The following is a 26,271-nucleotide window of genomic DNA, read 5'->3' as shown; positions in this document are numbered from 1 at the left end:
TCTTGGTCGTTGCGCGGCGCAACCCGGGCCTGTTCACCGGGGCACTCTGGATCCGCGGCCGTTCAGACGGCACCGTGCAGGATATCAGCGCCCCTGCGCACCGACCGAATCGGCGCCGGGCGCCCGAGCCCGCCAGGTGGCACCCTGTGGGGTATGACGCTGCAGCCCTTCCCCGACGACTGGCACCGCGCGATGTGCATCGTCGCACATCCCGACGACATCGAGTACGGCACAGCCGCCGCGGTCGCGGCCTGGACCGAGCGGGGCAGGGAGGTCACCTACCTGCTCGTCACCCGGGGCGAGGCCGGGATCGACACCATGCCGCCGGAGGAGGCGGCGACGGTGCGCGAGCAGGAGGAGCGTGACGGCGCCCGGGAGGTGGGTGTGGACGTCGTCGACTTCCTCGACGGCTTCTCCGACGGGGTGCTGCAGCACGGTCTGGACCTGCGCCGGGCCCTGGCACGGGAGATCCGCCGGCGTCGCCCGGAGGTGGTGGTCACCGGCACCTTCGAGACGCGCTTCGCCGGCGGGCAGCTCAACCAGGCCGACCACCGTGTCGTGGGCCTGGAGGTCCTCGACGCCGTGGCGGCCGCGGGCAACCGGTGGATCTTCCCCGAGCTCGTCGAGGAGGGCTTCGAGCCGTGGTCCGGGGTGCGCTACCTGTGCTGGGCCGGCGCGGGGGCGACGCACGAGGTCGACGTGACGGACCAGTTCGAGAAGGCCGTCCGCTCCCTGGAGGCCCACCGTGCCTACAACGCCGCGCTGCCCGAGACCTTCCCGGCACCGCGCGAGCTGCTGACCTTCATCCTGGGTGACCCCGACAGGACCGGCGAGGACGGCCGCCCGACGCGGTACCGGTGGCAGGTGGACGTCGTCGAGCGGTAGGGCGGTGGTGGTCGGCCGGCGTCGGCGGTCGCTGGTGCCGGTCGACGCCCCCCGCGCGGGGGAAGCTTCCCCCGCGCGCGACCGTGACTCCGGCGCGGACGGTGACCGCGGCAGGCACCGCCTGGACGCCTGTGGGCAACGACGCCTGTGGACAACGCGGCCCACGTGCCGGCCGTCTGCAGCAGACTCCACGGATGCTTCCCGCCCACCGTGCCGCCACCGTCGAGTCGCTGCTCCGCTCGAGCCGCGGCGTGGTCACCTCCGCCGCCCTCACGGCGGCCGGGCTGACCACCAAGGACATCTACCGCCTGACCACCGCCGGCCGCCTGGTCCGCCTCCGTCGCGGCGTGCTGGTCGACGGGGCGCTGTGGGGGGCCAGCGCACCGTGGGATCGCCATGCCATCCGGGCGCGGGCCTTCGCGGCGGACCTGCTGCCGTCCGGGCAGGACCGCCTGGCCGTGAGCCACCAGAGCGCGCTGGCGCTCATGGAGCTGGCCGTCCACGGCGTGGACGACGCCGTGCACCTGTCCCGGGTCGGCACCGGCAAGAGCTACCGCTCGACCGGGCTGCACGTCCACGGACCCGTCGACGGCGAGCACACCGTCACGATCGACGGGACACTCGTGGTGACACCACAGCTCGCCTGCCTCCAGGTCGCGGCGGCCAGCGGGGTGGAGTCCGGTCTGGTCGCGGCGGACTCCGCACTCCGGGCGGGCGCGTGCACCCGGGATGACCTGACCGCGCTGGTGGGACTGCCGACCCTTCGCACGGGACACCCGTCGGTACGGCTGGTCACCCGGCTGGCCGACGGACGTCGCGAGAGCGCCGGGGAGTCCCGCACGGCCTGGCTGCTGCACCAGCTGCCGGTCCCACCACCGGTCCCCCAGGTCGTCATCCGGCACGGTGGGGCCGTGGTGGCGCGCGTCGACTTCCTGCTCGAGGGCACGCGAGTGGTGGTGGAGTTCGACGGGATGCTCAAGTACTCCGCAGTCCGGGACGTGCACGCCGAGAAGCGCCGAGAGGACGCCCTGCGCACCCTGGGCTACGAGGTGGTGCGGCTCACCTGGGACGACCTTGCGCGGCCGGAGGTGGTGCTCCGCAAGGTCCGTGCGGCTCTGGACCGCGCTGCTCTCCGTGTCGCGAGCTGACGCGGCATATGGACAGCGGCGTCGCCGTCCGGTGCCGGGGAGACTTCCCCCGCACGCGTGCTCCTCACCGGCACCGACGCTGATCCCCGGCAGGAGCCCAGATCAGCGGCACGGCCCTCAGGAGCGGCACGGCCCTCAGGAGCGGCACGGTCCGGCCGGCGGTCAGGCGGGGGTCAGGCCGCGGTCAGGTGCGGCGCTGGCAGCCGCCGCACCAGAACAGGTTGCGTCCGGCCACGACCTTGTGCCGGACCGACGCCCCGCAGCGCAGGCACGGCATACCCGTGCGCTTGTAGACCGCGAACTCCCGGGGCACGTGGACCGTCTCCCCACCGTCGAGCCGGGTGCGCACGTCCTCGAGCACGTCGTCGAGGGTGATGATCGAGCCGGTGCGCACGCCCCAGGGCATCAGGTGCACCAGGTCGTCCCAGACGAGCTGCCACGAGGAGCGCTTGAGGGACCGCCCGGGCTTGAGCGGGTGCAGCCGGTGGCGCCACAGCACCTCGCACCGGTAGATGTTGCCGACCCCCGCCAGCACCGTCTGGTCCATGAGCAGCTCGGCGACCGTCTTGCCCGACCGCGAGATCTTGCGGTATGCCGCGTCGCTGTCCTGGTCATGCTGCAACGGGTCGGGGCCCTGCCGGGCGAGCAGCCTGGCCACCTCGTGCTGGTCCACCACCGCGCAGGCCATCGGTCCGCGCAGGTCCGCGACGTGCTCCTCACCCAGGATGCGCAGCCGCACCTCGCCGACGGCGGGCGGCTCGCTGCCCGCCGGGTCGACGGGCAGGACGAACCACTTGCCGATCAGCCCGAGGTGCACGTAGAGGGTCCGCTCACCGGCGAAGTCGACGAACAGCAGCTTGCCGTGGGCCCACGCGCGCTCGAGCGTGGTGCCGTCCAGAAGGGCCGCGCCCTCGGCGAACCGGCCCTGCGGGCTGCTGACCTCGGGGACCGACCCGCCGAACGCGTCGTCCAGGGCGGCGGCCAGCCGGTGCAGCGTATGTCCCTCGGGCATGGGGCCCATGGTCTCAGGGCCGCGCCAGGAACCGGCACGAGGGCGCGGCGCGGCTCAGCCCGCGTTGGCCACCACCTCACCGGTCGCGGGGTCCACGCGCAGCTCGATGTCGTCCTGGTCCGTGGAGTCCACGACGACGCGCCACCACCAGGCGCCGTCGACCTCGGCCAGCTCGGCCGAGTCGAGCTGACCGTCGGCGGCACGTACGGCCGCGACGATGGCCTCCGCCAGCGTCACCTGCGCGCCGGCCAGGGCCTGGCGGCCGGCGTCGTCGAGGGTGTCGTCGGCGTCGTCCGCGGTGCCGTCGACCGTGGTGCCGTCCGGCCCGACCGTGACCTCGGTGGCCCCGTCGGCCGTCAGGACGTCCACCTCCCAGAAGCCGTCCTCGCGGTCGTCGACCTCGTAGGCGGTGCCCTCGACCTCCGCCAGGGCCGTCTCGACGGCGGCGAGTGCCGAGGGTGTCAGGTCGGCGGCGGGACCACCGGCGACGACGCCGTCGCCGTCGTCGTCCTCCCCGTCGTCGTCGGTGTCGTCGTCGGGCTCCGTCGCCTCCTCCGGCGCCCCGGCCCCGCCGCCGGTCGGCTCCTCCGTGTCGGCGGGCCCGTCGGTCGGGTCGTCCGTCGGGTCGTCGGTCGGGTCGTCCGCGCCGACGCCCTCCGCGCTGGCGGCCTCATCGGTCGCGGCCGCCTCCTCGGTGGTGGCGGCCTCATCGGTCGCGGCCGCCTCCTCGGTGGCGGTCTCCCCGGCCTGCTCACCGGGTGGCCCGGCGGAGGTGGGGGCGGCGGGCGCGGGGGTGTCGTCCTCCCCGCCGTCGCACGCGGTCAGCGTCAGCGCCAGCGCCAGGGTCAGGGCTGCGGACAGGCTCCGGTTGGTCCTCATGGGCCCGATCCTGGCAGCACGACCCTGGAAGCAGACCGGTAGCCCGGGCCCCGCGTGTCTGCGACCGGGGTCAGCCGTCGGTCGAGACGACCTCGCCGCTGCTCACGTCGACGAGCACGTCGACGTCGTCGTCACCGCTGTCGGCCCCGTCCACGGTGACCTTCCACAGCCAGGCGCCGTCCTCCTCCTCGAGCTCCGCGTCGTCCAGCGTCCCGCCCACCTCGGTGACCGCGGTCTCGATCGCGTCGGCCAGCGTGGTGCCGGCGGCCTCCACCGCGGTGCGGTCGTCGTCGTCGAGGTCGTCGTCCTCGGTCCCGACGACGGTGAGGCCGTCCTCGGACACCGTGACCTCGACCGACCGGTCGCCCACGGCGACGTCGACCTCCCAGGAGCCGTCGTCGTCCTGGTCGTCGATCTCGTAGGCGGTGCCACCGGCCTCGTCCTCGGCGGTCGCGACGGCCGTGAGCGCGGTGGCCGTGAGGTCACCCGCGGCACCACCGGTGGCGGTGCCGTCGGCGGAGGTGTCCTCGGCGGTCGCGGTGTCGTCGGTGGTGGCCTCCACGGGGGTCGTGGCCTCCACGCCGGCGCCATCGGTGCCGTCGTCACCGGACCCGCAGGCCGTCAGGCCGACGGCCAGCGCGAGGGTGAGGGCTGCGGTCAGGGTGCGGTTCGTGGGGATGTTCATGGCTTCACGCTCCCAGAGGACGGTGAGGCGCGCTCTCATGAGGAACCTCTCATCGTCTTCGCTCCCCCTCCGGCGCTCCGTGCCTGCTCAGCCGGTGTTGCGCAGGCCCGCGGCGACACCGTTGACCGTGGCCAGCAGCGCCCGCTCGAGGCGGGCGGTCGTCTCGTCGTCGGCCGCGCCGTCCTCGCGCAGCCGGCGCAGCAGCTCGACCTGCAGGTAGGAGATCGGGTCGAGGTAGTTGTCCCGCACGGCCAGGGTCCGCTTGAGCACCGGCTGGTCGTCGAGCAGGTCGTCCTCGCCCGTCAGGCGCTTGAGCTCGCTGACGGTCAGCTCGAACTCGGCGCGGATGTCGTCGAAGACGTGCCGCAGCTCCTCGGGCACCAGCGTCTGCACGTAGTGCGCGGCGATGCCCAGGTCGGTCTTGGCCACCGTCATCTCGACGTTGGACAGCACGGCCCCGAAGAAGTGCCAGCGCTCGAGCATCTCGCGCAGCGTCTCACCGTGCCCCGCCTCGCGCGCCGCGCGCAGACCGGAGCCGACGCCGTACCACCCCGGGATGATCTGCCGGGTCTGGGTCCAGCCGAACACCCATGGGATCGCCCGCAGCCCGTCCAGGCCCTGGCCGGTGTCGGGGCGCTTGCTCGGCCGGGAGCCGATGTTGAGCCGGCCCAGCTGGTCCACCGGCGTGGCCGCGACGAAGTAGGCGGGCAGGTCCGGGTCGTCGATGAGGCGGCGATAGGCACGGTATGCCGCGTCGCTGGCGACGTCCATCACCGCGCCGTAGCGCTCCCGCTCGGCCGCGGTCGTGCGCGGGTCGCGGTGCAGGGCGGAGGCCCGCATGACCGCGGCCAGGGCCAGCTCGAGGTTCTCCTTGGCCAGCGCCGGCAGGGAGTACTTGTCCGAGATGACCTCACCCTGCTCGGTGAACTTGATCTCGCCCTCGAGCACCCCGTTGGGCTGGGCCAGGATCGCCTCGTAGGTCGGGCCGCCGCCACGGCCGACGGAGCCGCCACGGCCGTGGAAGAGCCGCAGCCGCACCCCGTGGCGCGCGGCCACGTCCCGCAGGGCCCGCTGGGCCTGGTGGATGCCCCACTGGCTGGTCAGGACGCCGGCCTGCTTGTTGGAGTCGGAGTAGCCGAGCATGACCTCCTGGACGTCCCCGCGCAGGCGCACCAGCTGCCGGTAGGCGGGCGTCGACAGCAGGGTGTCGACCAGCTCGGCGGCGCCGCGCAGCTCGTCGATGGTCTCCAGCAGCGGCGCGAACCCGATGCGGGCGAAGGCGCCCTCCCCGCCGGCACCGCCGTGCAGGTCGACCAGGCCGGCCTCGCGGGCCAGCACGGCCGCCGCGAGCACGTCGTCGGGGCCCTGGGTCATCGAGATGATGTAGGTCTCGATGACGTCCTCGCCGTAGGTCGCCACCGCCTCGCGGATCTCGTCGAAGACCGCCAGGGTCTGCACGCGGGCCGCCGCCCGGGTCAGCAGCGGCCGCCGCGCACTCAGCTCCTCGCCGAGCAGGGCGGTGCGGGCCTCGCGCCCGAGCACGGCATACCCGCCGTCCCCCGTCGCCTGCACCGCGTCGAGGAGAGGGGCGAGCGCCTCGTGGTGCTTCTCGGAGTGCTCCCGCACGTCGAGGGTCGCCAGGTGCAGGCCCGTCCCGGCCAGCGTCTGGGCAGCCTGCGCCAGGCGGCCGTCGGCGACCAGCTGGCCGCCGTGGTGGCGCAGGGACGTGGCCACGACGTCCAGGTCCTCGAGGATCTGCGCGCCGGAGGCGTAGTCGCGGCCCGGCTCGTGCGGCGTGCCCCGCTCGAGGCGCCGGCCGGTGTTGAGCAGCTTGGCCCGCACGCAGGTCAGCTTGAGGCGGTAGGGCTCGTGGGCGTTGAGCTCGAGGACCCGCGGGTCCAGCCCCGGCAGGTGCTCCAGGTCGGTGCGCACCGACTCCTCCAGCGCCGGGTCGACCTCGACCACGACGGTCGAGGAGGACAGCTGGGAGATCAGCACGTCGACGAGGGAGAGCGCGACGCCGACGGCGTGCCTGCCCTGCAGCCGCAGGACCTCGCGCGTCACCTCGGGGGTGACGAACGGGTTGCCGTCCCGGTCGCCGCCGATCCAGGAGCCGAAGCGCACCGGCGGGCGGGACACGTCGACGCGGACGCCGTGCTCGGCGAGGAGGTCACCCAGGTCGCCGAGCAGCTCGGGCACGGTCCGGCCCAGCACCTCGTCCAGGTAGTACATGGCGTTGCGCGCCTCGTCCATCGGCGTGGGCCGGCTCTGGCGCAGCTCGTCGGTCTGCCACACCAGGTCGATGAGCTCGGCCAGGTCGCGGTCCTGGCGGCGCCGGGCGACGGTGTCGGGGTCGGTCGGCACCGCCAGCACGTCGGAGAGGTGGCGCAGCTTGGTCAGCACGCTGCGCCGGGAGGCCTCGGTCGGGTGGGCGGTGAAGACCGGGCGCACGTCGAGCTCCTCGACGGTGTCGGCCAGCAGCTGCGGCCCGCCCTCGGCGACGATGTCCCGGACCACCGAGGTCAGCCAGCCGTCCTCCTCCCCGCGGGCGGTGAGCGTGCGGACGCGGTGCACCTGCTCGGCGGCGTTGGCCAGGTGGAAGTAGGCGGCGAAGGCGCGCACGAGCGAGGAGGCGGTGTCCAGCGGCAGGTCGGCCAGCACCCGCCGGACCTCCTCCGCGGCCCCCTCGTCACCCGCCTGCGACGCCTTGGTCGTCAGGCGGACGCGCTCGACGGCGTCGAGCAGGTCCTGGCCGTGGTGGCGCACCAGGGACTGTCCCAGCAGGGTGGAGAGGCGACGCACGTCGGCCCGGAGCTCGGGGCTGATCGGGTCGGTCGTCGGGTCGGGGGCCGGGCTGGTGCGCTCGCTCACCCGCCCGACCCTACCGACGGTTGACGCCACGGCAGAACGCGCGCACCGCGAAGCCGGGCCGGCGTCCCACGGACAGGGGGGACGGACGCCGGCCCGGCGCTGGGGGGCTGCCGGTCAGGCGGCAGCGGGCGGTGCGGTGCGGACGGTCGGGTGCGCCCTGGTCAGCGGGCCGCCACCGCGTGCGGCGCCGAGCGGCGCAGCGGGCAGCTCGGCACGGCGGTCCAGCACACCGCGGCACCCAGGGCGGCGACCCCGGCCACGGCCCCGACGGCCCACAGCGGCACCGAGAGCTCCTGGACGAGGACGAAGACCGCCATCGCCAGGACGAAGATGCCGAAGCCCTTGCGCAGGGCCTGCTCGGGGACCACCCCGGCCAGGCGGGCCCCCACGAAGGAGCCGGCGACCGCGGCCGCGGTCACGCCGAGCACGAGGGGCCAGTCGAGCTGCACGCTGGTCAGGTAGCCGGCGAGCCCGGCGAACGACTTCATCGCGATGACCAGCAGCGAGGTGCCCACGGCGACCGACATCGGCAGGCCGCCGAGCAGGACCAGGGCGGGGACCACGAGGAAGCCGCCGCCCGCACCCACGAGGCCGGTGACCAGGCCGACCACAAGACCCTCGAGGACGACCTTGAGCACCGGCAGGTCACCGGTCGTCGGCTCGGCCGCCGGCCCGCGCCGGCCGCGGATCATCGCCACGGCCGTCGCGAGCATCATCAGGGCGAAGGCGATCATGAGGACGGTGCCGGGGATGTAGCCGCCCACCAGCCCGCCCACGAACGCCCCGGCCATCCCGGCCGCGCCGAAGATGAGACCGGTCCGCCAGCGCACCCGGCCTGCACGGGCGTGGGCGACCACGCTCACCGCCGAGGTCACGCCCACGACGAACAGCGAGGCGGCGATGGCCTCCTTGGCGTCCAGCCCGGCGACGTAGGCCAGGATCGGCACGGTCAGGATCGACCCTCCCCCGCCGAGCAGGCCGAGCGAGACGCCGACCAGCACGGACAGCAGCAGGGTGGCGACCAGGGTGACAGTCACGACGGATCCTCCTTCTCGCCCCGGGGGACGTCAGTCGTTCTGCGGCAGGCGGCCGAGGGCGACGTGGGCCTCAGGGTCCTGGGCGCCCCGGTTCCAGGGCATCCTGGCCAGGGCCGCACCCATGGCGCAGGTGTTGGTGGCCGCGGAGAAGGCCAGCCCGGCGCCGACGGCACCGGCGAGGACCCGCAGCTTGGGCGAGACCAGCTCGCCGGCCAGCAGGCCGGTCGTCACGAGGGTCCCGGCCACCATGCGGACCTGGCGGTCCATCGCCCAGCGCTGCTCGCCGCGGACGACGTCGCCGCCGGCGGCGGCGAAGGCGGGCGCGCCCCCGTCGAGGACGACGGCAGAGTCCATGCCGACCTCGTGCAGGCGCTGGCGGGCCTGCTCGGCGCGCACGCCGGAGTGGCAGACCAGCACGACGCGACGGCCGACCCGCTGGGCCACGTCCTCGGTGTGCTCGGCGAGCAGCGGCAGCGGGACGTTGTAGGAGCCGCGGATGTGCAGGGACTCGAACTCGGCGGCCGAACGGACGTCGATGATGACGACGTCGTCGTGCCGGTCGATCCAGGCCCTGAGGGTGTCGGCGTCGATGATGGTGGTGGTCGTGGTGTCGATCGTGGTGCTCACGAAGATCCTTCCGTGGGTCCGGGACAGGCCCGGGTCGGGGTGTTCTGGGTGTCGTGGGGAGAGGTCAGAGGTATGGGGTGAGGCAGGGCGGGGCGGTGCGGGCCCGGACCGTGCCAGGACCGCACCGGACGTGCCGGACCCGGCCGGGAGCGGAACTCCCGGCCGGGTGGTGGGCCGGCAGGGCGTCGGTCAGCGGCCGACCGTCTCGCGGGCCTGCTGCTCCTGCAGCCAGCCGGCGTAGCTGCCCTCGAGCTCGACGACGTCGAAGCCGGCGCGGCGCAGGGCGGAGGCGGCGACGCTGTTGCGCAGCCCGGACTGGCAGAAGGTCACGATCCGCCCGTCGCGGGGCAGCCGGTCGGTGTGCCACAGCACACGGCCCGCGGAGAGCTGCTCGGCGCCGGGGATGGTGCCCTCGCTGTGCTCGGTCTTGTTGCGCACGTCGAGCAGGAGCGCGTGCTCCATACCCTCGAGGTCGGCCGGGGAGACCGTCGCCGGCCGCTCCAGCGGCAGGCCGTCGAGGGAGGTGACGTAGCCGGTCACGTCGTCGACACCCACGCGGACCAGGTGGTCCCAGATGTCCTGCGCGGTCTCCTGGTCGGGGGCCAGGAGGACCAGCGGACGGGAGTCCTGCTCCGGGTCGTACGCCCAGCCGCCGTAGGTGGCGGCCTTGCTGGGCACCGGGATGGACAACGAGCCGGGGACGGTGCCGGTGTGCACCTCGTCGACCGGGCGGGTGTCCACCAGGGTGATCGTGTCGCCCTCAAGGCCGGTGCGCACCGCCTCCGTGGTCAGCTCGGCCAGGGGGGCGCGCTCGCCCATGACGGCCGGGCCCAGCTTGTTCTCCCGCTTCATGCGGCCGAAGTAGGCGTGGGCGTCGGGCTGCCCGTCCAGCAGCTCGTCGATGAAGCCCTGCTCGTCGTCGGTGGCCAGGTAGGGGGCCCACCAGGCGTAGAGGCGCTCGTAGCCGACCGTGGTCGACGGCAGCGCGCCCAGCGCCTTGCCGCAGGCCGAGCCGGCGCCGTGGGCCGGGTAGACCTGGACGTGGTCGGCCAGGGTGAGGAAGGACTCCTTGAGGGACCGGAAGAGCTGCTTGGCGCCGACGAAGCGGGTGTCGACACCGCCGGCGGCCTCGTCCAGCAGGTCCGGGCGGCCCAGGTCGCCGGAGAAGACGAAGTCGCCGGAGAGCAGGTATCCGGGCTGGTCGCTGAAGGCCCCGTCGGTCACGAGGAACACGAGGTGCTCGGGGGTGTGGCCGGGCGTGTGCAGGGCCTTGACCGTGATGTTGCCGAGGGTGATGGTGTCGCCGTGGTGCAGGCGGGTGCCCTCGAAGCCGTACTGCCAGTCCTCGCCGCCCTCGCCGGAGACGTAGATCTGGGCGCCGGTCGCCGCGGCCAGCTCACGGGTGCCGGAGAGGTAGTCGGCGTGGATGTGGGTCTCGGTGACCGCGACGATCTTCATGCCGTTCTTGGCGGCGAGGTCGAGGTAGACCTGGATGTCGCGACGGGCGTCGACGACGACCGCCTCGCCCTTGGCCTGGCAGCCGATGACGTAGCTGGCCTGGGAGAGGTCCTCGTCGTAGATGCGCTCGAGCAGCATGGGTGTCTCGCTCCTGTTCGGGGTGAGTGGCTGGTACGCGTCCCACTTTATACCCCCAGGGGTATGTCGTCCAATCGGTGCGGTCAGGCCTCCACCATCGCCCGGAGCCGACGCACGGTCGCCAGGTTGCGGGCGGTCGCCCACCCGCTGCTGCTGCGCACGGGAGCGCGGTCGAGCAGCCCCATGAGCACGCTGCGTCCGGCGCCGTCGGGGGTGTGCAGCCAGAGCACGCGACCCACCGGCACCGCCTCGTCGCGCGAGCCCCTGCCCCGGGAGGTCGCGACCGCCTCGGCCACCGCCTCCCTCGCCCGCTGGCCCAGCACCTGCGGGTGGAGCACGGCGTGCACGTGGCGGGCGTCCTCGACGTCCGGCCAGGGGCAGTCCTCCTCCAGCGCGACGACCTCGGCGGCGGTCAGCACCAGGACGTCCACGTCGAGGCCGGTTCCCGAGGCGAGGCCCTCGTGCAGCACGGCCGCCAGGCCGGACGGGTCGCCCGTGGCCGAGAAGACGAGGTTGCCGGACTGGATGTAGGTCATGACGTCCTGCCAGCCCAGCTCCTGGGCGACCTCGCGCAGCCGCGCCATCGGCAGCCGGTTGGCGCCTCCGACGTTGACGCCCCGGAGCAGGGCCACGTGACGCTCGCTCATACCGCATACCTCCTGCTCGGTGGGTGCTAGGGCTGCTCCCTCAGCACGTCCCAGATCGCACGGGCGGCCGGGGCCGCCGCGTCGCTGCCCAGCCCGCCCTCCTCGACCACGACGACGACCACGTACCTCGGGTCGTCGACGGGTCCGTAGGAGGCGTACCAGGAGGTCGCCTCCCTCCCGAAGGCCTCCGCGGAGCCGGTCTTGCCCGCCACCGGGTATGCCGCGTGCGGCCACCCCCGGAAGGCGGCCGCCGCCGTGCCGCGCACGTTGACCCCCTCGAGGCCGGCGCGGACCGTGGACAGCGCGCGCTCGTCCAGGGCCACGCTGCCCAGGGAGACCGGCTGCAGCTCCTCCACGGGCGTGCCGTCCTGGCGCTGCAGGGCGGCCGCCAGCTGCGGCTGCCACAGCCGCCCGCCGTTGGCGACGGCCGCGTAGACGACCGCCATCTGCAGCGGTGTGGTCGCGACGTCGCCCTGGCCGATGGAGAAGTTGACCGCGTCACCGGGGCGCCACTGCCAGCCGCCGGCGCAGTTCTCCTCGGCCAGCTGCTCGAGAAAGGCACGGCGCTCGTCGTCCTGCACCTCGGGGTAGCCCGAGCCCGCCCGCGCGCAGGTCTCCTCCCGGGTCGCCTCCCAGTAGTCGCGCCGCCACTGCCGCGACGGCAGGGTGCCGGCGGTCTCCCCCGGCAGGTCGACACCCGTGGGGCGGCCCAGGCCGAAGCCGCGGGCGACCGCCAGGAAGCGGTCCGCCGCGTCCGACTCCTGGGCGACCCCGCCCTGCTCCCGCCAGTGGTCGTAGGCCCACCGGTAGAAGGAGGTGTCGCAGGAGACCTCGAGGATCTCGGGCAGCCTGAGCAGCCCGTAGGACTCCGACTCGTAGTTGGTGAACTCCTGGCCGGCGATGGTGACCGCGCCCGGGCAGGCGTAGCGGGCGTCGGGGTCGATGCCGGTCTGCAGGGCCGCGGGCAGGGACACCACCTTGAAGGTGGAGGCCGGGGGGAAGGTCCGCGCCACGAGGCGGTTGACGAGCGGCTCGCCGCCGTCGGGGTCGAGCAGCCGCTCGTAGTCGGCCTGACTGACGCCGGTGGTCCAGATGCCGGGGTCGTAGGTGGGCCAGCTCGCGGCCGCCACGACGCCGCCGTCGTCGGGGCGCAGCACGACGGCGGCGGCCGAGCGGGCCGGGGCGCCCCCGCGGCGGGCCGTCGCGACGGCCTCGGCGACCGCCTGCTCGGCCGCGGCCTGGACCTCGACGTCGAGGTGGGTGCGCACGTCGGCCCCGGGCCGGGGGTCGGTGCTGGAGAGCCTGCCGGTGACGACGCCCCGCGGGTCGACGGTCACCGTGGTGGTGCCGGGCGTGCCCCTGAGCTGCTCGTCGTAGACCTGCTCCAGGCCGGCCCGGCCCACCCGGTCCTGCGGGCCGACACTGCCCTCGGAGGCGTCCACCTCCTCCTGGGTGGGGCGGCCGAGGTGCCCCAGGACGTGGGCGGCGTTGACCCCGGCCGGCGCCGGGTAGGAACGGACCGGGAGCGTGCGCACCCCGATGCCGGGGAAGTCCTCGGGGTGCTCCAGGACCGCCAGGGCGCTGACCGGGTCGACCCCGAAGGCCAGCGGCACCGGCTGGTAGGGCGAGCCGGAGAAGCACAGCGGCACCGGCGGGGCGTCGGCGGTGCCGCACAGGCGGGTGCGGCCCCACAGCTCCTCCACCGGGAGGGCCAGCGCGTCGGCCGCCGAGGCGATCAGCGAGCGCCCCTCGTCCTCGGACTCCAGGAGGACCCTGGGCTCGACCGTCACGACGGTCGAGGGCACGTTGGCCACCAGCGGCGTGCCGTCGGCGGCGAGCACCCTCCCGCGCACCGCAGGGGTGCTCACCTGCCGGGTGGCGACCTCGGCCGCCGCGACGGCCGCCTCCTCGTGACGCACGAGCTGCAGCTGGCCCAGGCGGCCGACGAGCAGGCCGCCCAGCAGCACCACCGTCAGCAGGACGGCCCACAGCGGGCCGGTGGCCGGGCGCCGGCGGACCCGTGGCGGCATCACCTGCGGACGCGGTACCCGGACCAGGGGCCGGCGTCGCGAGGGCGGCAGGTCGGTCGGGCTCATCCCCACGCGCCTGCCCGGGCCCGGGGCCCGCTCCCGGCCCGTCCTGCCCCGAGCCGGCGCTCCAGGAGGACCAGGAGCGGCACCAGCGCGGCGCACACCACGGCGGTGGCCACCCACGACCACCACAGTGCGGTGGTCGTCGCCCGACCGAAGCCGGCGGCCGCGCTCACGCCACGCACCCCCAGCAGGAGGGCCGAGGTCCCCACGGTCACCAGCCAGGGCAGCAGCGGGGAGACCACGGTGACGCGCCGGGCCAGGCCGAGCAGCGCCCCGGCGGCCGCGTAGACCAGGGCCCCCGCGCCCAGGGGCTCGGCACCCGGGGGCACCAGGTCGAGCAGCCAGCCGCCCGCCAGACCCGTCAGCAGGCCTGTCGTCGGGCCATGGACCAGGGCCGCCGCGGCCACGACCACGATCAGCAGGTCGGCACGGGGCAGCTGCGACGTCGGCGGCAGCGCGCTGGGCAGCAGGACGGCCGCCAGCAGCAGCACCGCCCGGGTTCCCACGCCGAGGACGGTGCTCACGGCCCGTCCCGGTCGGGGAAGACCACGGCCACGAGGTCGAGGGTGTCGGTGTCGACGAACGGGGCGACCACGGCGGTGCGGCCCAGCTGGCCGCGGTCGGGGTCGACCGCGGTGACGGTGCCCAGCGGCACACGGGCGACGTAGGGGCGGTCGTCGGGGCTGCCGAGGGTGGTGACCCGGTCCCCCACCGAGATCGGGCTGTCCCCCAGCGCCGTGAGCGTCAGCTCGTCGTGCCCCCGGACGGGCAGGCCGGGCGGGGCCGTGGCGGTGACGCTGCCCAGGGCACCGTCCGCCGCCGGGTCGTCCTGCGGGCCGTAGCGGACCCCGACGACCACACCGGGGTCCCCCAGGAGCAGCACGTCGGCACTGGTCGGTCCGACGCGCAGCACCCGCCCGACCAGACCGTCGGCGGAGACGACCGTCTGGTCCTCCTCGACGCCGTCCTGCTCCCCCACGTCGATCGTGACCGTCCGGCCGCCGACCGGGGTGGTGCCGGCGGCGAAGGCGACCACCCGGGCGGGGACCAGACGGTGGTCGCCCCAGGTGGTCGCCCGGTCGAGGTCCTCGAGCTGGTCGTGCCGGCGGGCCTGCTCACGCAGCCGGGTCACCTCCGCGGCGAGGGCGTCGCGCTCCTCGGTCAGGGCGCGGACGCGGTCGTCGTCCCACCCCGCGAGCGCCGCCTGCGCCGGTGCCGCGACGGCCGCCACGGCGGCGCGCACGGGATCGGCGGCCCCGGGACGGGCGAGGTCGACGACGAGCGCGCCCGCGGTGGCCACGGTGAGGACCGTGGCGGTGGCGCGGAGGGTGCGGCGGCGCGACGGCATACCTGCTGCTCCTAGGCCCTGGGGGCGCCCACGAGCACCCGTCGCAGCACCGAGAGGTCGTCGACGCAGGCGCCGGCGCCGCGGATGACCGCGTGCTCGGCGCCCTCGGCCACCCGCACGGGCACCCCGAGCTCGTGCCGCAGGCGCTCGGTCCACCCGCGCAGGAGCGCCCCGCCGCCGGTCAGGACGACCCCGTCGTCGAGCAGGTCGCCCGACAGCTCCGGCGGGCAGATGTCCAGGACGAGACGCACGACCTCGACGACCTGGGCGGTGACCGGCTCGATCATCCGGCGCACCTCCTCGCTACCGAGCTGGACGGTGCGGGGCAGCCCGGTGGTCAGGTCGCGGCCGCGCACGCGGACCGTGCGCTCCTCGGCCAGCGGCCAGACGGACCCGGCCCGGACCTTGATGTCGTCGGCCGACCGCTCCCCGAGCAGCAGGTCGTGCGCCGAGCGGACGCCCCGCACGATCGCCTCGTCCACCTCGTCGCCGCCGACCCGGATGCTGCGGGCGTTGACGATGCCGCCCAGGGAGATGACCGCGACGTCGGTGGTGCCGCCGCCCATGTCCACGACCATGGAGGCGCGGGCCGACTCGACCGGCAGCCCGGCCCCGATCGCGGCGGCCATCGCCTCCTCGAGCACGTGGACACCGCGGGCCCCGCAGCGCAGGGCGGCGTCCTCGAGGGCCCGCCGCTCGACGGCGGTCACGCCGCTGGGCACGCAGACGACGGCGCGGGGCCGGACGAGGCGGGAGGGCCGCGCCCGCCCGAGGAAGTGCCGCAGCATCTGCTCGGTCACCTCGGAGTCGGTGATGACGCCGTCGGAGAGCGGGCGCAGCGTGACGACCCGCTCGGGGGTGCGGCCCAGCATCTCGTGCGCGGCGGCGCCGGCGGCGACGAGCCGGCCGCTGCCGGTGTCGACGGCGACCAGCGACGGCTCGTCGAGCACGACACCACGGCCGCGCACGTGCACCTGCGTGGTGGCGGTCCCCAGGTCGATGGCCAGGTCGCGGCCGAACGGCGCCCACCCTGCCGACCCCGTGCCGCGACCCGTCTCCACCCGGAGATCGTAGACAACGCCCGCGTCCCTCCCGCGGGGGCGCGCTGGGGTCCGCGGGACCGGACCTCAGGCGGCCGCGACGACCCGCACGGCCCCCGCGACCGGCACCTGCGCGACCTTCCGCGCGACGGCCTGGCAGGTGAGCCGCGCGGCCGGGCGCAGGTGCTCCTGGACGTCGACCTCGACGCTGCGCCCGTCGCCCAGACGCAGCCGGACCCGGCTCGCGGCGACCTGGCCCTCGCCGACCTCGATGCGGTCGACGCCCTCGGGGACCACGGAGCCGCAGGGCAGCGGTCCCAGCTGCTCGTGCACCGCGACGAGGGCGGCCTGCACCGGCCGGGGGTGGCCGGCCACGCCCCGCAGGTATGCGGTGTCCGGCCGGCCCTCGCGGTGGTCCTGCACGACGCGCGCCGCGGTGTCGGCCCCCAGCCCGCCGTAGGTGGCCCCGTCGGGCAGGAGCAGCACGTTGGCGGCGAAGCGGTCACCGCCGGTGTGCGAGCACTCCCAGGTGTCCGCGGGCCAACGGGCGGCCAGGTCGAGGGCGACGGGGCGGCCCCGGACGGCGCAGCACACGTCCTTCTTGCCGTGCGTGCAGACCAGAATCAACGGCTCGTCACGACCCTCCGGGTCGAGCCCGGGACCCGGGCCTGCCTCTGCGGCCGGGCGGGTCAGCTGCTCGAGCCGTTCGACCGCACCCATCAGCCCGGCGGGGGTCGACCACGTCCCCCAGGCGACCCGCTGTCCCGCGGCGGCCGTCGTGTCGACCACGCACCAGGCCCGGGCGGGCGGTGCCGGGAAGCTGTGCCGCCCGGGCCGCCGGATGAGCATGACGCGGGCGCCGAGCGCCTCGGTGCGCCGCAGCACCTCGGCCTTGAGGTCCTCGGGCAGGGGCGCGGAGGGAAACCCGTCGTAGGCCCAGCCGCCGTGCTGCTCCACGAGCAGGAACCGGCGCTGGGGCGGGGCCGTGCCCAGCAGGGGGTCGTGCCGCTCGCGCGCGGCGTCGCTGCACCGGAACGCGGAGAGGTCCTCGGTCGTCGGCATGCCCGCCAGTCTCTCAGCCCCGGTCCCGGACCACCGCGACCCCGTGACGCACGAGCGTGCGCCCGAGCTCTAGCGCCTCGCCCGGGTCCTCGGCCAGGTCGGCGACACGCGCCCCGCCCTCGGCCGTCAGCTGTCGCAGGGCCGGCAGGTGGGCGGACGACAGCCCGAAGCGGCCCGCCCGGGAGGAGACGGTGACCTCAGGCCCGTCCTCCTCGCCCAGCACGTCGAGCATGAGGTGCTGCCGCAGCCCGAGGGTGTCGTCACCGGTGAGTGCGTCGGCAGACGCGAGCTGGGCCAGCGGCGCGACCGGCTCGGGGCGCTGGGCGGCCCGAGCCCGACCGCGCAGGACCTTCAGGACGTCGGCCGCGGGCAGGTCGCGCACCGCCCGCAGCAGGGCCTCCCGCGCGGCGTCGACGTCGTCGGCGAGCGCGCCGGGCACCGTGAGGTCGGCACCGACCGGCAGGGCGGCGCGCAGCGCAGGGTCGTCCGCAGCCCGGGCGTGGGCCCGGTCCAGCAGGGCCTCCGCCAGGTGGTGCCGGGTCCACTGGTGGATCCCCAGGGTGAGGTGGGCCGTGACCCCGCCGAGCGCCCGGGCGGAGTGGATCCACCCGCGGGGCAGGTACAGCACGTCCCCCGGGCGCAGGGTGGTGTCCAGGTAGGCCGGCTGCCGTGCCCTGGCGGCGACGCCGTCGCGCCGGTCCGTCCAGGGCTGGTGCCGCAAGGGGTCGGGGTGGACCGGTTCGTGGACGGTCCAGCGCTTGTCCCCGTGCACCTGCAGCACGAGCACGTCGTGGACGTCGTAGTGGGCCGAGAACCCCTGGTTCTGGGGCGGTGTGACGTAGGCGTTGGCCTGCACCGGGTGCCCGAGGTCGGCGGCCAGCCCCGCGGCCAGCTCGCGCACCGGCTCCCAGGTGCGGTGCAGCCCCTGGAGCACGATGGTCGCGCCGTCGGCGAACAGCCGCAGCAGCTTGTCGTCGCTGACCTGGTCGCCGATCCCCGCCCCGATACCCCCGCCGGAGGTGAACTCGCGGTCGGCGAGCGTCGCACCGTCGCGCGCGACGCGCAGGAAGGGCGTGCGCAGCCCGCGGCGCGAGACCAGCTCGTCGACGGCGCCCAGGGAGAGGACGTCGGCGAAGAGGTCGCCTCCCCGGTCCTCGACGGGACGCAGCAGCGGCTGCCGCCCCCAGCTGGTGGTGACGAGCTCCTCGGTGCCCTCGGTGCCGAGCAGGCGCCGCAGCGCGGGACGGTCGGGTCCGCCCCGCGCCGGGTCAGGCGGATCCGGGGTCAACCGGCGGTCCCGTCGGCACCGCCGTCGGCTCCACCGTCGGCACCGCCGTCGGCTCCACCGTCGGCACCGCCGTCAGCACCGCCATCAGCACCACCGTCAGCACCGCCATCGGCACCGCCGTCCGCACCGCCGTCTCCCCCGCTCCCGGCATGGCCGTCGGCACCCACGGCACCGGTGACCGACTCGCTGCCACCGCTCCCGCCACCGGACCCGACGTCGGCACCGCCGTCCGCGCCACCGTCGGCACCGCCGTCCGAGCCGCCGCTCTCCCCCTCCAGCCGGGCGCCACCCTCGGGCGCCGCCTCCATCGACTCGAACGCGTCCTCCACGCTGTCCTGCTCCAGACCCGAGTCGCGGAACTCCTCGGTGACCTCGCCGGTGGGGGTGTCGTTGCCCTGGGTGCTCATGGGACCTCCTTGGTCGGCGCCGCCCCGGTGGGCGGCGGTGGCTCTCACTCTCGCGAGGGCGGCCGGGTCCTGCAACCGGGACGTGCCGCGACCCTCGTGCCGTCCTGTCGTGTCACCGTGGTCGCCCGGACGACGGGCGTGTCACGACAGGACTGCACGACGGTCCTCAGTCGGTCAGCCGCGGGCGGTGACCGACCAGGGTGAGCCCCACGCCACGAACGCCCCGGTGAGCGGCAGGTCGCTCGCGACCGAGGCCGCGGCGAGCGCCTCGTCGACCTCGAGGCCGTCGGCGAGCGCCCGGTGGTAGCGCGGCATCACCGCCGCCGCGGTGGCGTCGGGCACGCGGCACGGGGAGGCGACGACGCTGCTCACGCCCAGCGAGAGCAGACCGCTCGCCAGCCCCAGGGTCGCGGCGCCGCCCCGGGCGTGGGCCCGCCCCGCCTCGCACGCGGACACCACCACATGGGTGGCCGTGCGCTCCACCCGTTCGAGGTCGGCGAGGAACATCGGCCCGTCCTCCAGCCACAGCGAGGAGAACAGCGGGCTGTCCGACCGGTGGCTGCCGTGCGCGGCGACGTGGACCAGGTCGTGGGCCGTCAGGCTCGCCGCCAGGTCCGCCGAGCGGGCGAGCCCGTCAGGTGCGGGGACACCCCAGACCGAGGAGACCAGCCCCGTCTCCTCGGGCGCGCCGGGCAGACCCGGTCCGGCGAGGCCCGTCGCACGCGGGCGAGTCACCTGGCGGGCGCCACGGACCCACGACCCCAGGCTCGGCGTGACGGTGGTCGGGCGCCCGGTGCGCGACGGGAGCATGCCCCAGGCGACCGCCGCGAGCGCGGGGACGGGGACGACGACGAGCCGACCCTCCACGCCGAGGGGCCGCAGCACCCGGTCGTCCAGCGCCCGGGCGGAGGAGGCCAGGGAGGACTGCACGACGTCCACCATCGGGCCGGTGGCCACGCGGGCCCTGGCTCCCAGGTCGGCGGTGAGGCGGTGCACCAGCTCCGCGACCTCCTGGGCCGGACCGAGATCGACCCAGCGCGTGCGCCGTGCGGTCAGGACCGCCGCCCCCAGCCTGGCGCCGCCCTGCTCCACGAAGCACACCGCCGTCGCGTCGCGGTCGGCCAGCTCCTCGCGCACCCGGTCGAGCGGCACCCGCACAGGCCGCCCCCGGGCACCTCGACCGGCGCCGGCGGCCCAGGAGGCGGCAGCGACCTGCCGCTCGAGCGCACGGATCCGGTCGCGCAGCTCGCCGGCGCGGCCGGGGTCGTCGCGCAGCTCCTGACCCAGGTGGCGCAGCCGCGCCACCCGCTGCGCCAGCTCCGGCTCGGCCGGCGGACGGACCGCAGGGGTGCGTGAGGCGACCTCGTTCCAGCGCTCGACGGCGGCCAGGCGCGCAGCGGGTCGTCGACCCGCCAGCTCCACGTCGAGCCGGGCCAGGTCCTGGGCGTGCTGGACCGTGACGGCCCGCAGCTCCAGGCTGGCGCTGCCGCCGAGCGCCTCCGCGAGGTCCGCGAGCGCCGCGCGCACGTGCCGCCGTGCCTCGACCAGGTCCCCGTCCGCCCGCGCCGCGGTGGCCAGCACCGTGCGGGTGCGCATCCGGGTGCTCAGCGACCCGACCCGGGCGAGGTCCGCCGACCGGGCGAGCAGCTGGACCGCCTCGGTATGCCGTGCCCGGCGGGTCAGCGCCTCGGCGGCGAGCAGGCGCGCCAGGTCGGCGGCGACGTGGTCGCCGTCGTCGTCGAACTGCTCGGCCAGCGCCGCACCCCGCGAGGCCACCCGTCCTGGCGGGCCCCCGGAGCGGAGCCGGGCGGTGAGCCGGACGAGCGCGGCCCGCCGGCGCACGGCGGGAGCGTCGACGCGGGACAGGGTCCGGGCCGCCCGGTCCGCGGTGGCCAGCGCGGCCGCGGCGTCGTCGAGGACCAGCTGTCCCTGCGCGAGGTCGATGAGCGTCTCACCGGCCTGCAGCTCCTGGCCGTCCTCGAGCGCGGCGGTGGTGGCGCGCTCGAGCAGCTCGACCGCCTCCACCAGCAGGCCGGCCTCGAGCAGGACGAGACCGCGGCCGTGCCAGGCCGGGGCGCGGGAGATGTCGGTGGGCAGCCGGTCGGCGGCCAGCATGAGGGCCAACGCGCCGGGCAGGTCGCCGGAGTGGAACGCGGCCAGGCCCTGGTTGTGGCGGGCCATGAACTCCTGCCGCACCAGGCCGTTGGCTGCGGCGAGCTCGGCAGCGGCGGCGAAGTCGGCGGCGGCGCCGTCCGCGTCAGGGACGTCCAGGCGCAGGTAGCCGCGGGTCAGCAGGATGGGGAACTGCTCGCGCGGCCCGAGGGAGTCCATGGCCTCGGCGGCCACGTCCAGCTCGGCGAGAGCCTCCCGCGGCCGCCCTGCGCGGGCGTGCAGCACGCCCAGCTGGGAGCGGCACAGCGCGACCAGCGCAGCGCTCACCTGGGCAGCGGGTACCTGCTCGGCGACCTCCAGGGCCGAACCCACCATCTCCATGGCAGCCGTCGGTCCCTGACGCTCGACCGTCGCGGTGCTCAGCGAGAGCATGACCCGGACCCACGCCTCCTGGGCGCAGGCCGCGTCGGGCCCGAGCGAGGGGAAGGGGCTCTCGTCCGGTGCGGACGGCGCGCCAGCCGTGCCGTCCAGGGCGTCGAGCGCACGGCGAAGCAGCCGTTCGGCCTCGGTGGGGCGACCGGCGGTGTTGGCGACCCGGCCCTGGTCGAACAGCGTCGCGACCCCGGCGGGGACCGGCGCGTCGGACGACGGCGTCATGCCGGGGAATCTACGCGGTCGGCCTCAGAGTGTGAACTGCGGCGTCACCACCGGCCGACCCCGGGCGGGGCGGACCAGCAGGTGGGCCAGCCCGCGGGGCAGGTCGGCCAGCACGAACCGCCCGTCCTCGTCGGCCGTGGCCCGGCGCACGCCGTGCTCGCCCTGGTCGAGCTCGACCTCCGCCGGCCCGCACGTCACCCAGCCGTCGAGCCGGGTCCGCCCGGCACCCTCGCGGGAGACGCTGACCATGATGCTCAGGCTCTCGGTGCTGTAGGTGACGGTCGTGGCCTCGGCGGGCTCCTGGGTGGCCGACGTCCGGGAGACCAGCTCGGGCTGCGAGGTGAGCTGGGCGACCTCGGCCTGCAGGGCCTGCACGGTGAGCGCGAACTTGACGCGCTCGGCGAGGTCGGCCGGGCACGGGTCCAGCCGGGCGGCCGTCTCCCGCAGCTCGCGCAGGACCGCCTCGTCGGTGCTGTCGAAGGGCCCCGTGGCCGTGTCGGTCGCGATCATGCGTCCACCCATCTCGGATCGGCGGCGAGACTCCGCCGCAGCTTGTCAAGGCACCGGCCGCGGGTCGGGCCGATGCTGCCTCGCGGCATCCCCAGCGCCGTCGAGACCTGGTCGTAGTCGGGCCGGTCGACGAAGGCGACGAGGCGCAGGAGCACCCGGCACCGGTCCGGCAGCTCACCGACCGCGGCCCACAGCGTGCGCTGGCGCTCGGTGAGGATCGCCAGGCTCTCGGGGTCCTCGTCGACCGCGCCAGGGTCGACCGTGCCGGTCTCGTCGTAGGTGCTGCGCCGGGCTGCGCGCCCGTCGCGCCAGGCCTCGCGCTTGACGGCGACGACCAGCCAGCCGAGCACGGCGAGCGGCTCACGGATGTCGTCCACGTGGTCGACCAGACGCAGCCACACCTCCTGCACGACGTCCTCCGCCGCGTGCGCCGCGCAGCCGTGGGCGCGGGCCACCTGCCACAGCAGCGGCGTGAGCAGCTCGACGAGCTGGCCCATGGCCTCCGGCTCGCCGTCCCGGTAGGCCGTGAACCGCTCGCCCGCACGCTGCGCCAGCGACGGCTGGGCGGTGTCGGTCTCGGGCGAACGGTGCTCGGTCACCCCGAGGACCCGCCCGCCTCGTCGGTCGAGCCGGCGTCCGTGCCGATGCCCGGGGCGGTCCCCTGGCCCGTGACGTAGCCGCCCTTGCCGTCGGTGCCCAGGCCGCCGTCGTCCTCCCCGCCGACGTAGGTCTCCTCACCCTCGACGGGATCGGTCAACCGGTTGCTGTCCTTGGTCATGCCTGTCCCCTTCGCGTCGACGCCGACCCGGTAGCCAGCGTAGTGCTCACACCGGTGCAGAGACAGGGGTGAGCCGCCAGATACGTCCCCCGTCGGAACGGGTCGACAGACGTCGGCGCGCGCCGGGCCACGGGGGGTCGACGCGCGCCGGGGGCGGGGAGGGCAGGGTCAGCCGAGCCCGGGGAACCAGATGGCGATCTCGCGGGCGGCCGACTCCGGGGAGTCAGACCCGTGCACGATGTTCTGCTGCACCTTCACGCCCCAGTCGCGGCCCAGGTCGCCGCGGATCGTGCCGGGGGCCGCCGCGGTGGGGTCGGTGGCGCCGGCCAGCGAGCGGAAGCCGGGGATGCACCCGTGACCCTCGATGACGGCCGCCGTGACCGGGCCGGAGGACATGAACTCCAGCAGCGGATCGTAGAAGGGCTTGCCCTCGTGTTCGGCGTAGTGGGCGGCCAGCTGCTCGCGGGTGGGGGTGAGCACGGCCAGCGCGGCGAGGGTGTAGCCCTTGGCCTCGATGCGGCGCAGCACCTCGCCGGACAGACCGCGGCGGAAGCCGTCGGGCTTGACGAGGACGAGGGAGCGTTCGGTCTGCGGAGTGTCGGTCACGGGCTCAAGGGTAGCCAGCGCCCGGGGAGGGTCGGCTCAGGCCTCCAGGACGCCGAACCCGAGCAGCGCGAAGAGGACCAGCGCGAGCACGATCCGGTAGACCATGAACGGCGTGAACGTGTGGGTGGTGATGTAGCGCATGAACCAGGCGATCACGGCATACCCGACGAGGAAGGCGATGACGGTGGCGACGAGGATCGGGCCCCACGCCGTGCCCGAGCCCTCGGCGTCCCCGCCGATCACCTTGGCGACCTGGAACCCGCCCGAGGCGATCACGGCCGGGATCGCGAGCAGGAAGGAGTAACGGGCCGCGGCCTCCCGGGTGTAGCCCATGAAGAGCCCGCCGGCGATCGTGCCGCCGCTGCGCGAGACGCCCGGGACGAGCGCCAGCGCCTGCCAGAAGCCGAAGGCCAGTCCGTGCTTCCAGGTCATCTCGGTCAGCTCGCGCCGCTGCCGGCCCCAGCGCTCGGCCGCGAGGATGACGAACGCGAAGACGAGCAGCATGGTCGCGGTGATCCACAGGCTGCGGAACTCCGCCTCGATCCAGTCCTGCAGGAACAGGCCCAGCACGCCGATCGGGATGGTGCCGACGATGACCCACCAGCCGAGCAGGGCGTCGGGGTCGTTGCGCGGGATGCGTCCGCCCAGCGAGGCGAACCACGCCCTGATGATGCGCACGATGTCGCGCCAGAAGTAGAGCAGGACGGCGGCCTCGGTCCCCAGCTGGGAGATCGCGGTGAAGGCGGCGCCGGGGTCCTCCTGCCCCATCAGCCGCCCGACGATGGAGATGTGGGCGCTGGAGGAGATGGGCAGGAACTCGGTCAGTCCTTGGACCAGGCCGAGGACGATCGCGGTCAGCAGGTCCACGGGTCGTCGTGCTCCTTCGTCAGGGGGTCAGGGATGGGGTCAGGGGTATGGGGCGGGCGCCCTCTCGGGGCGGCGCGGGTCATGCGGCGTCCGGGCCGGCGGCGAGCCGGGCCCGGTCGGCGTCGATGCGCAGCCCGTTGCTCAGGCACACCCACCACAGGGCAGCGAACATCAGCCCCACGAAGAGCATGGCCGGCAGCACGAGCGCGCTGGCGACGGTGAGCACCTGGCACAGCCAGCCGAGGTAGATCCCCGCGCGCGAGCGCATCGCGCCGGCCGCGACCAGGCACAGGACCGCCAGGGCGCAGCCGCCCCAGAGCAGGACGTCGCCGGTGCCCCCGGCCAGGGCCCGGTCGAGCTGCCAGGCGACCAGGGCACCGAAGAACACACTCAGGGCCTGGCCCAGCAGGCTCGCCGAGCAGAGCCGGCGGGTGGTCTGTCCGGGCTGCCGTGGCACGCCGGAGCGCCGCAGGTCGGGGGAGGTCACCGGAGGATTCTCCCAGACCCCGGAGCAGGGACCTCCCAGGCGTACCGCATACCCTGGGTGCTCACGTCCGCCGGAGCCGCAGGCTCCCCGTGCCGAGCCAGGAGCAGCCGTGCCCCGACCCGACCGCGCCCCGACCTCCGACCGCGCCGCCAAGGTGGCCAAGATCCAGAAGGCCAACGCGTCGGCCGAGCGCCGCCGCGGCACCGTCATCTGGGGGGCTGCCGCGCTGGTCGTCGCTCTCGTGGTGGGTGTGGTGGCCTTCGCGATCATCCGCGACAGCCCGGCCACGGCCGACCTCTCCGCGGTGCAGACCTACGAGAACCAGGCCGCCGACCACACCACGGAGCCGGTCGAGTACGACTCCCCGGTCCCGGCCGGTGGCCCGCACCACCCGGCCTGGTGGGACTGCGGGGTCTACTCCGAGCCGGTGGTGACCGAGCACGCGGTGCACTCGCTCGAGCACGGCGCCGTGTGGCTGTCCTACAGCCCTGACCTGCCGGCCGAGCAGGTCGCGCTGCTCGAGGAGCTCGGCGACGACGACTACATGCTCGTCTCCCCCCAGCCCGAGCAGGAGGCCGCGGTCGTCGCCACCGCGTGGGACCACCAGCTCGAGCTCGACACCGCCGACGAGAAGACGCTCAAGGCCTTCATCCGTGAGTACAAGCAGGGCCAGCAGACCCCCGAGCCCGGCGCCGCCTGCACCGGCGGCACCACGACCAGCCTCGTCGCCGGCTCGTGAGCGGCCCGGCCCGCTTCGAGGACGCCCGGGTGGACGAGGAGCCCCTGCCGCGGGAGGAGGGTCCGTTGCCCCCCCGGGATCGCTGGCGCACCTTCGGCGCCCCCGCGCTGGCGGCCGTCACCGTCGCCGCGCTCTGCCTGGGGGTGCTGCTCGGCTGGCTGGTCTTCGACCCCCACCACCCGGGTGACGACAGCGCCGAGGCCGGCTTCGCCCGCGACATGACCGAGCACCACGCCCAGGCCGTGCAGATGTCGCAGCTGGTCATGCAGCGCTCCGAGGACGAGGACGTGCGCCGCCTGGCCGTCGACATCGACAACAACCAGAATTTCGAGCGCGGCCAGATGGCGGCGTGGCTGGTCGAGTGGGGCCTGCCGCGCGCGCGGGCCGGCGAGCGGATGGCGTGGATGGCCGAGGCCGGTCACGAGCACGCCTCGATGGACCTGCCCGCGGGTGTGCCGATGCCGGGCATGGCCTCGCCCACGGAGATCGAGGAGCTCTCGGGCCTGACCGGGGACGAGGCCGAGGTCCTCTACCTGCAGCTGATGACCACGCACCACATCGCCGGGGTCGAGATGGCCGACGCGGTGCTGGAGCTGGGCGAGGACCCCGAGGTGCTCGCCGCCGCGCAGCGCATGGTCGACGCCCAGACCGGTGAGATCCGGCTGATGAGCGACATGCTCGAGGAGCGCGGCGCGCAGACCCGCGAGGACGTCTCGGCGTGGCTGACCGGGCAGGAGTCCGACGACGCGGCCACCACCGGGGGTCACTCCACCGACCACTGACTGGAGCTCCGCTGCTCCACGGAACAGGAAGGCTGACGATCACGCGCCGGGTCTGGGCCGCCCTGATGGTCCTGTGACGTGCGAGCAGGGTACCTGTGTGCGGTTCTG

26 protein-coding genes are annotated in these 26,271 nt (G+C 75.1%); 4 read left to right on the top strand and 22 right to left on the bottom strand.

Translation table 11 applies throughout. The features are described from left to right. Window positions 1-153: 153 nt before the first annotated feature. Window positions 154-885, top strand: coding sequence for a PIG-L deacetylase family protein (locus K330_RS0117400; RefSeq protein ID WP_022923092.1), 732 nt, complete (start codon window positions 154-156; stop codon window positions 883-885). Window positions 886-1,079: 194 nt separating this feature from the next. Further along, window positions 1,080-2,033 (top strand): type IV toxin-antitoxin system AbiEi family antitoxin domain-containing protein, encoded by a 954-nt coding sequence (locus K330_RS22125; RefSeq protein ID WP_022923091.1) that lies wholly within the window; start codon window positions 1,080-1,082, stop codon window positions 2,031-2,033. A gap of 184 nt (window positions 2,034-2,217) precedes the next feature. Here the strand turns inward: K330_RS22125 and K330_RS0117390 are convergent, their stop codons facing one another. The 22 genes from K330_RS0117390 to K330_RS23445 all read right to left on the bottom strand — a co-directional run bounded on the left by K330_RS0117390 (window position 2,218) and on the right by K330_RS23445 (window position 24,642). Then, complete coding sequence (locus K330_RS0117390) at window positions 2,218-3,045, bottom strand: Fpg/Nei family DNA glycosylase (RefSeq protein WP_022923090.1); 828 nt, start codon at window positions 3,043-3,045, stop codon at window positions 2,218-2,220. 54 nt (window positions 3,046-3,099) lie between these two features. Then, the gene (locus tag K330_RS23005) at window positions 3,100-3,924 is read right to left on the bottom strand and encodes a PepSY domain-containing protein (protein ID WP_022923089.1); all 825 of its coding nucleotides are present in this window, start codon (window positions 3,922-3,924) and stop codon (window positions 3,100-3,102) included. A gap of 70 nt (window positions 3,925-3,994) precedes the next feature. Continuing rightward, entirely contained in the window at window positions 3,995-4,609 is a 615-nt protein-coding gene (locus K330_RS23000) for a PepSY domain-containing protein (RefSeq protein ID WP_022923088.1), read from the bottom strand. Window positions 4,610-4,696: 87 nt separating this feature from the next. Then, window positions 4,697-7,480 (bottom strand): phosphoenolpyruvate carboxylase, encoded by a 2,784-nt coding sequence (ppc, locus tag K330_RS0117375; protein ID WP_022923087.1) that lies wholly within the window; start codon window positions 7,478-7,480, stop codon window positions 4,697-4,699. Window positions 7,481-7,641: 161 nt separating this feature from the next. Next, window positions 7,642-8,517 (bottom strand): sulfite exporter TauE/SafE family protein, encoded by an 876-nt coding sequence (locus tag K330_RS0117370; RefSeq protein ID WP_022923086.1) that lies wholly within the window; start codon window positions 8,515-8,517, stop codon window positions 7,642-7,644. A 30-nt stretch (window positions 8,518-8,547) separates the two neighbouring features. Further along, window positions 8,548-9,144: a rhodanese-like domain-containing protein gene (locus K330_RS0117365; protein WP_022923085.1), complete on the bottom strand. Its 597-nt coding sequence runs from the start codon at window positions 9,142-9,144 to the stop codon at window positions 8,548-8,550. A 189-nt stretch (window positions 9,145-9,333) separates the two neighbouring features. Beyond that, window positions 9,334-10,740 carry an MBL fold metallo-hydrolase gene (locus K330_RS0117360; RefSeq protein ID WP_022923084.1) on the bottom strand — a complete coding sequence of 469 codons (1,407 nt, stop codon included), beginning with the start codon at window positions 10,738-10,740 and terminating at the stop codon, window positions 9,334-9,336. An 83-nt stretch (window positions 10,741-10,823) separates the two neighbouring features. After that, window positions 10,824-11,387 carry a DUF1697 domain-containing protein gene (locus tag K330_RS0117355; RefSeq protein WP_022923083.1) on the bottom strand — a complete coding sequence of 188 codons (564 nt, stop codon included), beginning with the start codon at window positions 11,385-11,387 and terminating at the stop codon, window positions 10,824-10,826. A gap of 26 nt (window positions 11,388-11,413) precedes the next feature. Beyond that, window positions 11,414-13,483 (bottom strand): penicillin-binding protein 2, encoded by a 2,070-nt coding sequence (gene mrdA, locus K330_RS0117350; RefSeq protein ID WP_084617694.1) that lies wholly within the window; start codon window positions 13,481-13,483, stop codon window positions 11,414-11,416. Beyond that, window positions 13,480-14,004 carry a rod shape-determining protein MreD gene (gene mreD, locus K330_RS22995; protein ID WP_022923081.1) on the bottom strand — a complete coding sequence of 175 codons (525 nt, stop codon included), beginning with the start codon at window positions 14,002-14,004 and terminating at the stop codon, window positions 13,480-13,482. Before mreD ends, mrdA begins: the two co-directional genes overlap by 4 nt. Then, window positions 14,001-14,828, bottom strand: coding sequence for a rod shape-determining protein MreC (mreC, locus tag K330_RS22105; protein ID WP_022923080.1), 828 nt, complete (start codon window positions 14,826-14,828; stop codon window positions 14,001-14,003). Before mreC ends, mreD begins: the two co-directional genes overlap by 4 nt. A gap of 11 nt (window positions 14,829-14,839) precedes the next feature. Beyond that, window positions 14,840-15,889 (bottom strand): rod shape-determining protein, encoded by a 1,050-nt coding sequence (gene mreB / locus K330_RS0117335; RefSeq protein WP_022923079.1) that lies wholly within the window; start codon window positions 15,887-15,889, stop codon window positions 14,840-14,842. Window positions 15,890-15,955: 66 nt separating this feature from the next. After that, window positions 15,956-16,930 carry a sucrase ferredoxin gene (locus K330_RS22100; protein WP_022923078.1) on the bottom strand — a complete coding sequence of 325 codons (975 nt, stop codon included), beginning with the start codon at window positions 16,928-16,930 and terminating at the stop codon, window positions 15,956-15,958. Window positions 16,931-16,943: 13 nt separating this feature from the next. Next, window positions 16,944-18,218 carry a cupin domain-containing protein gene (locus tag K330_RS0117325; RefSeq protein ID WP_022923077.1) on the bottom strand — a complete coding sequence of 425 codons (1,275 nt, stop codon included), beginning with the start codon at window positions 18,216-18,218 and terminating at the stop codon, window positions 16,944-16,946. Next, complete coding sequence (locus K330_RS0117320) at window positions 18,215-18,625, bottom strand: hypothetical protein (RefSeq protein ID WP_022923076.1); 411 nt, start codon at window positions 18,623-18,625, stop codon at window positions 18,215-18,217. Before K330_RS0117320 ends, K330_RS0117325 begins: the two co-directional genes overlap by 4 nt. Window positions 18,626-18,799: 174 nt before the next feature. Further along, window positions 18,800-21,394 (bottom strand): CHAT domain-containing protein, encoded by a 2,595-nt coding sequence (locus K330_RS0117315; protein WP_022923075.1) that lies wholly within the window; start codon window positions 21,392-21,394, stop codon window positions 18,800-18,802. A 24-nt stretch (window positions 21,395-21,418) separates the two neighbouring features. Beyond that, a complete protein-coding gene (locus tag K330_RS0117310; protein WP_022923074.1) occupies window positions 21,419-21,904 on the bottom strand; it encodes a hypothetical protein in 486 nt (161 codons plus the stop codon). Continuing rightward, window positions 21,901-22,503, bottom strand: coding sequence for an RNA polymerase sigma factor (locus K330_RS22095; protein WP_022923073.1), 603 nt, complete (start codon window positions 22,501-22,503; stop codon window positions 21,901-21,903). The genes K330_RS0117310 and K330_RS22095 overlap by 4 nt, the downstream gene beginning before the upstream one ends. Continuing rightward, window positions 22,500-22,682: a hypothetical protein gene (locus tag K330_RS0117300; protein ID WP_022923072.1), complete on the bottom strand. Its 183-nt coding sequence runs from the start codon at window positions 22,680-22,682 to the stop codon at window positions 22,500-22,502. The genes K330_RS22095 and K330_RS0117300 overlap by 4 nt, the downstream gene beginning before the upstream one ends. Window positions 22,683-22,850: 168 nt before the next feature. Further along, window positions 22,851-23,288: a nucleoside-diphosphate kinase gene (ndk, locus tag K330_RS0117295; RefSeq protein ID WP_022923071.1), complete on the bottom strand. Its 438-nt coding sequence runs from the start codon at window positions 23,286-23,288 to the stop codon at window positions 22,851-22,853. Window positions 23,289-23,324: 36 nt separating this feature from the next. Beyond that, window positions 23,325-24,155, bottom strand: coding sequence for an undecaprenyl-diphosphate phosphatase (locus K330_RS0117290; RefSeq protein WP_022923070.1), 831 nt, complete (start codon window positions 24,153-24,155; stop codon window positions 23,325-23,327). 79 nt (window positions 24,156-24,234) lie between these two features. After that, entirely contained in the window at window positions 24,235-24,642 is a 408-nt protein-coding gene (locus tag K330_RS23445; protein WP_022923069.1) for a DUF4233 domain-containing protein, read from the bottom strand. Between the two features lie 109 nt (window positions 24,643-24,751). Between K330_RS23445 and K330_RS0117280 the strand changes: the two genes are divergently transcribed. Next, window positions 24,752-25,381, top strand: coding sequence for a DUF3105 domain-containing protein (locus tag K330_RS0117280; protein WP_029202823.1), 630 nt, complete (start codon window positions 24,752-24,754; stop codon window positions 25,379-25,381). After that, window positions 25,378-26,163, top strand: coding sequence for a DUF305 domain-containing protein (locus K330_RS22090; RefSeq protein WP_022923068.1), 786 nt, complete (start codon window positions 25,378-25,380; stop codon window positions 26,161-26,163). Before K330_RS0117280 ends, K330_RS22090 begins: the two co-directional genes overlap by 4 nt. Window positions 26,164-26,271 lie beyond the last annotated feature (108 nt).

It is taken from the genome of Ornithinimicrobium pekingense DSM 21552 (assembly GCF_000421185.1).
Taxonomy (GTDB): Bacteria; Actinomycetota; Actinomycetes; order Actinomycetales; family Dermatophilaceae; genus Ornithinicoccus; species Ornithinicoccus pekingensis.
The sequence above is the reverse complement of the archived record's forward strand: the minus strand, read 5'-3'. Positions and strand labels throughout refer to the sequence as shown.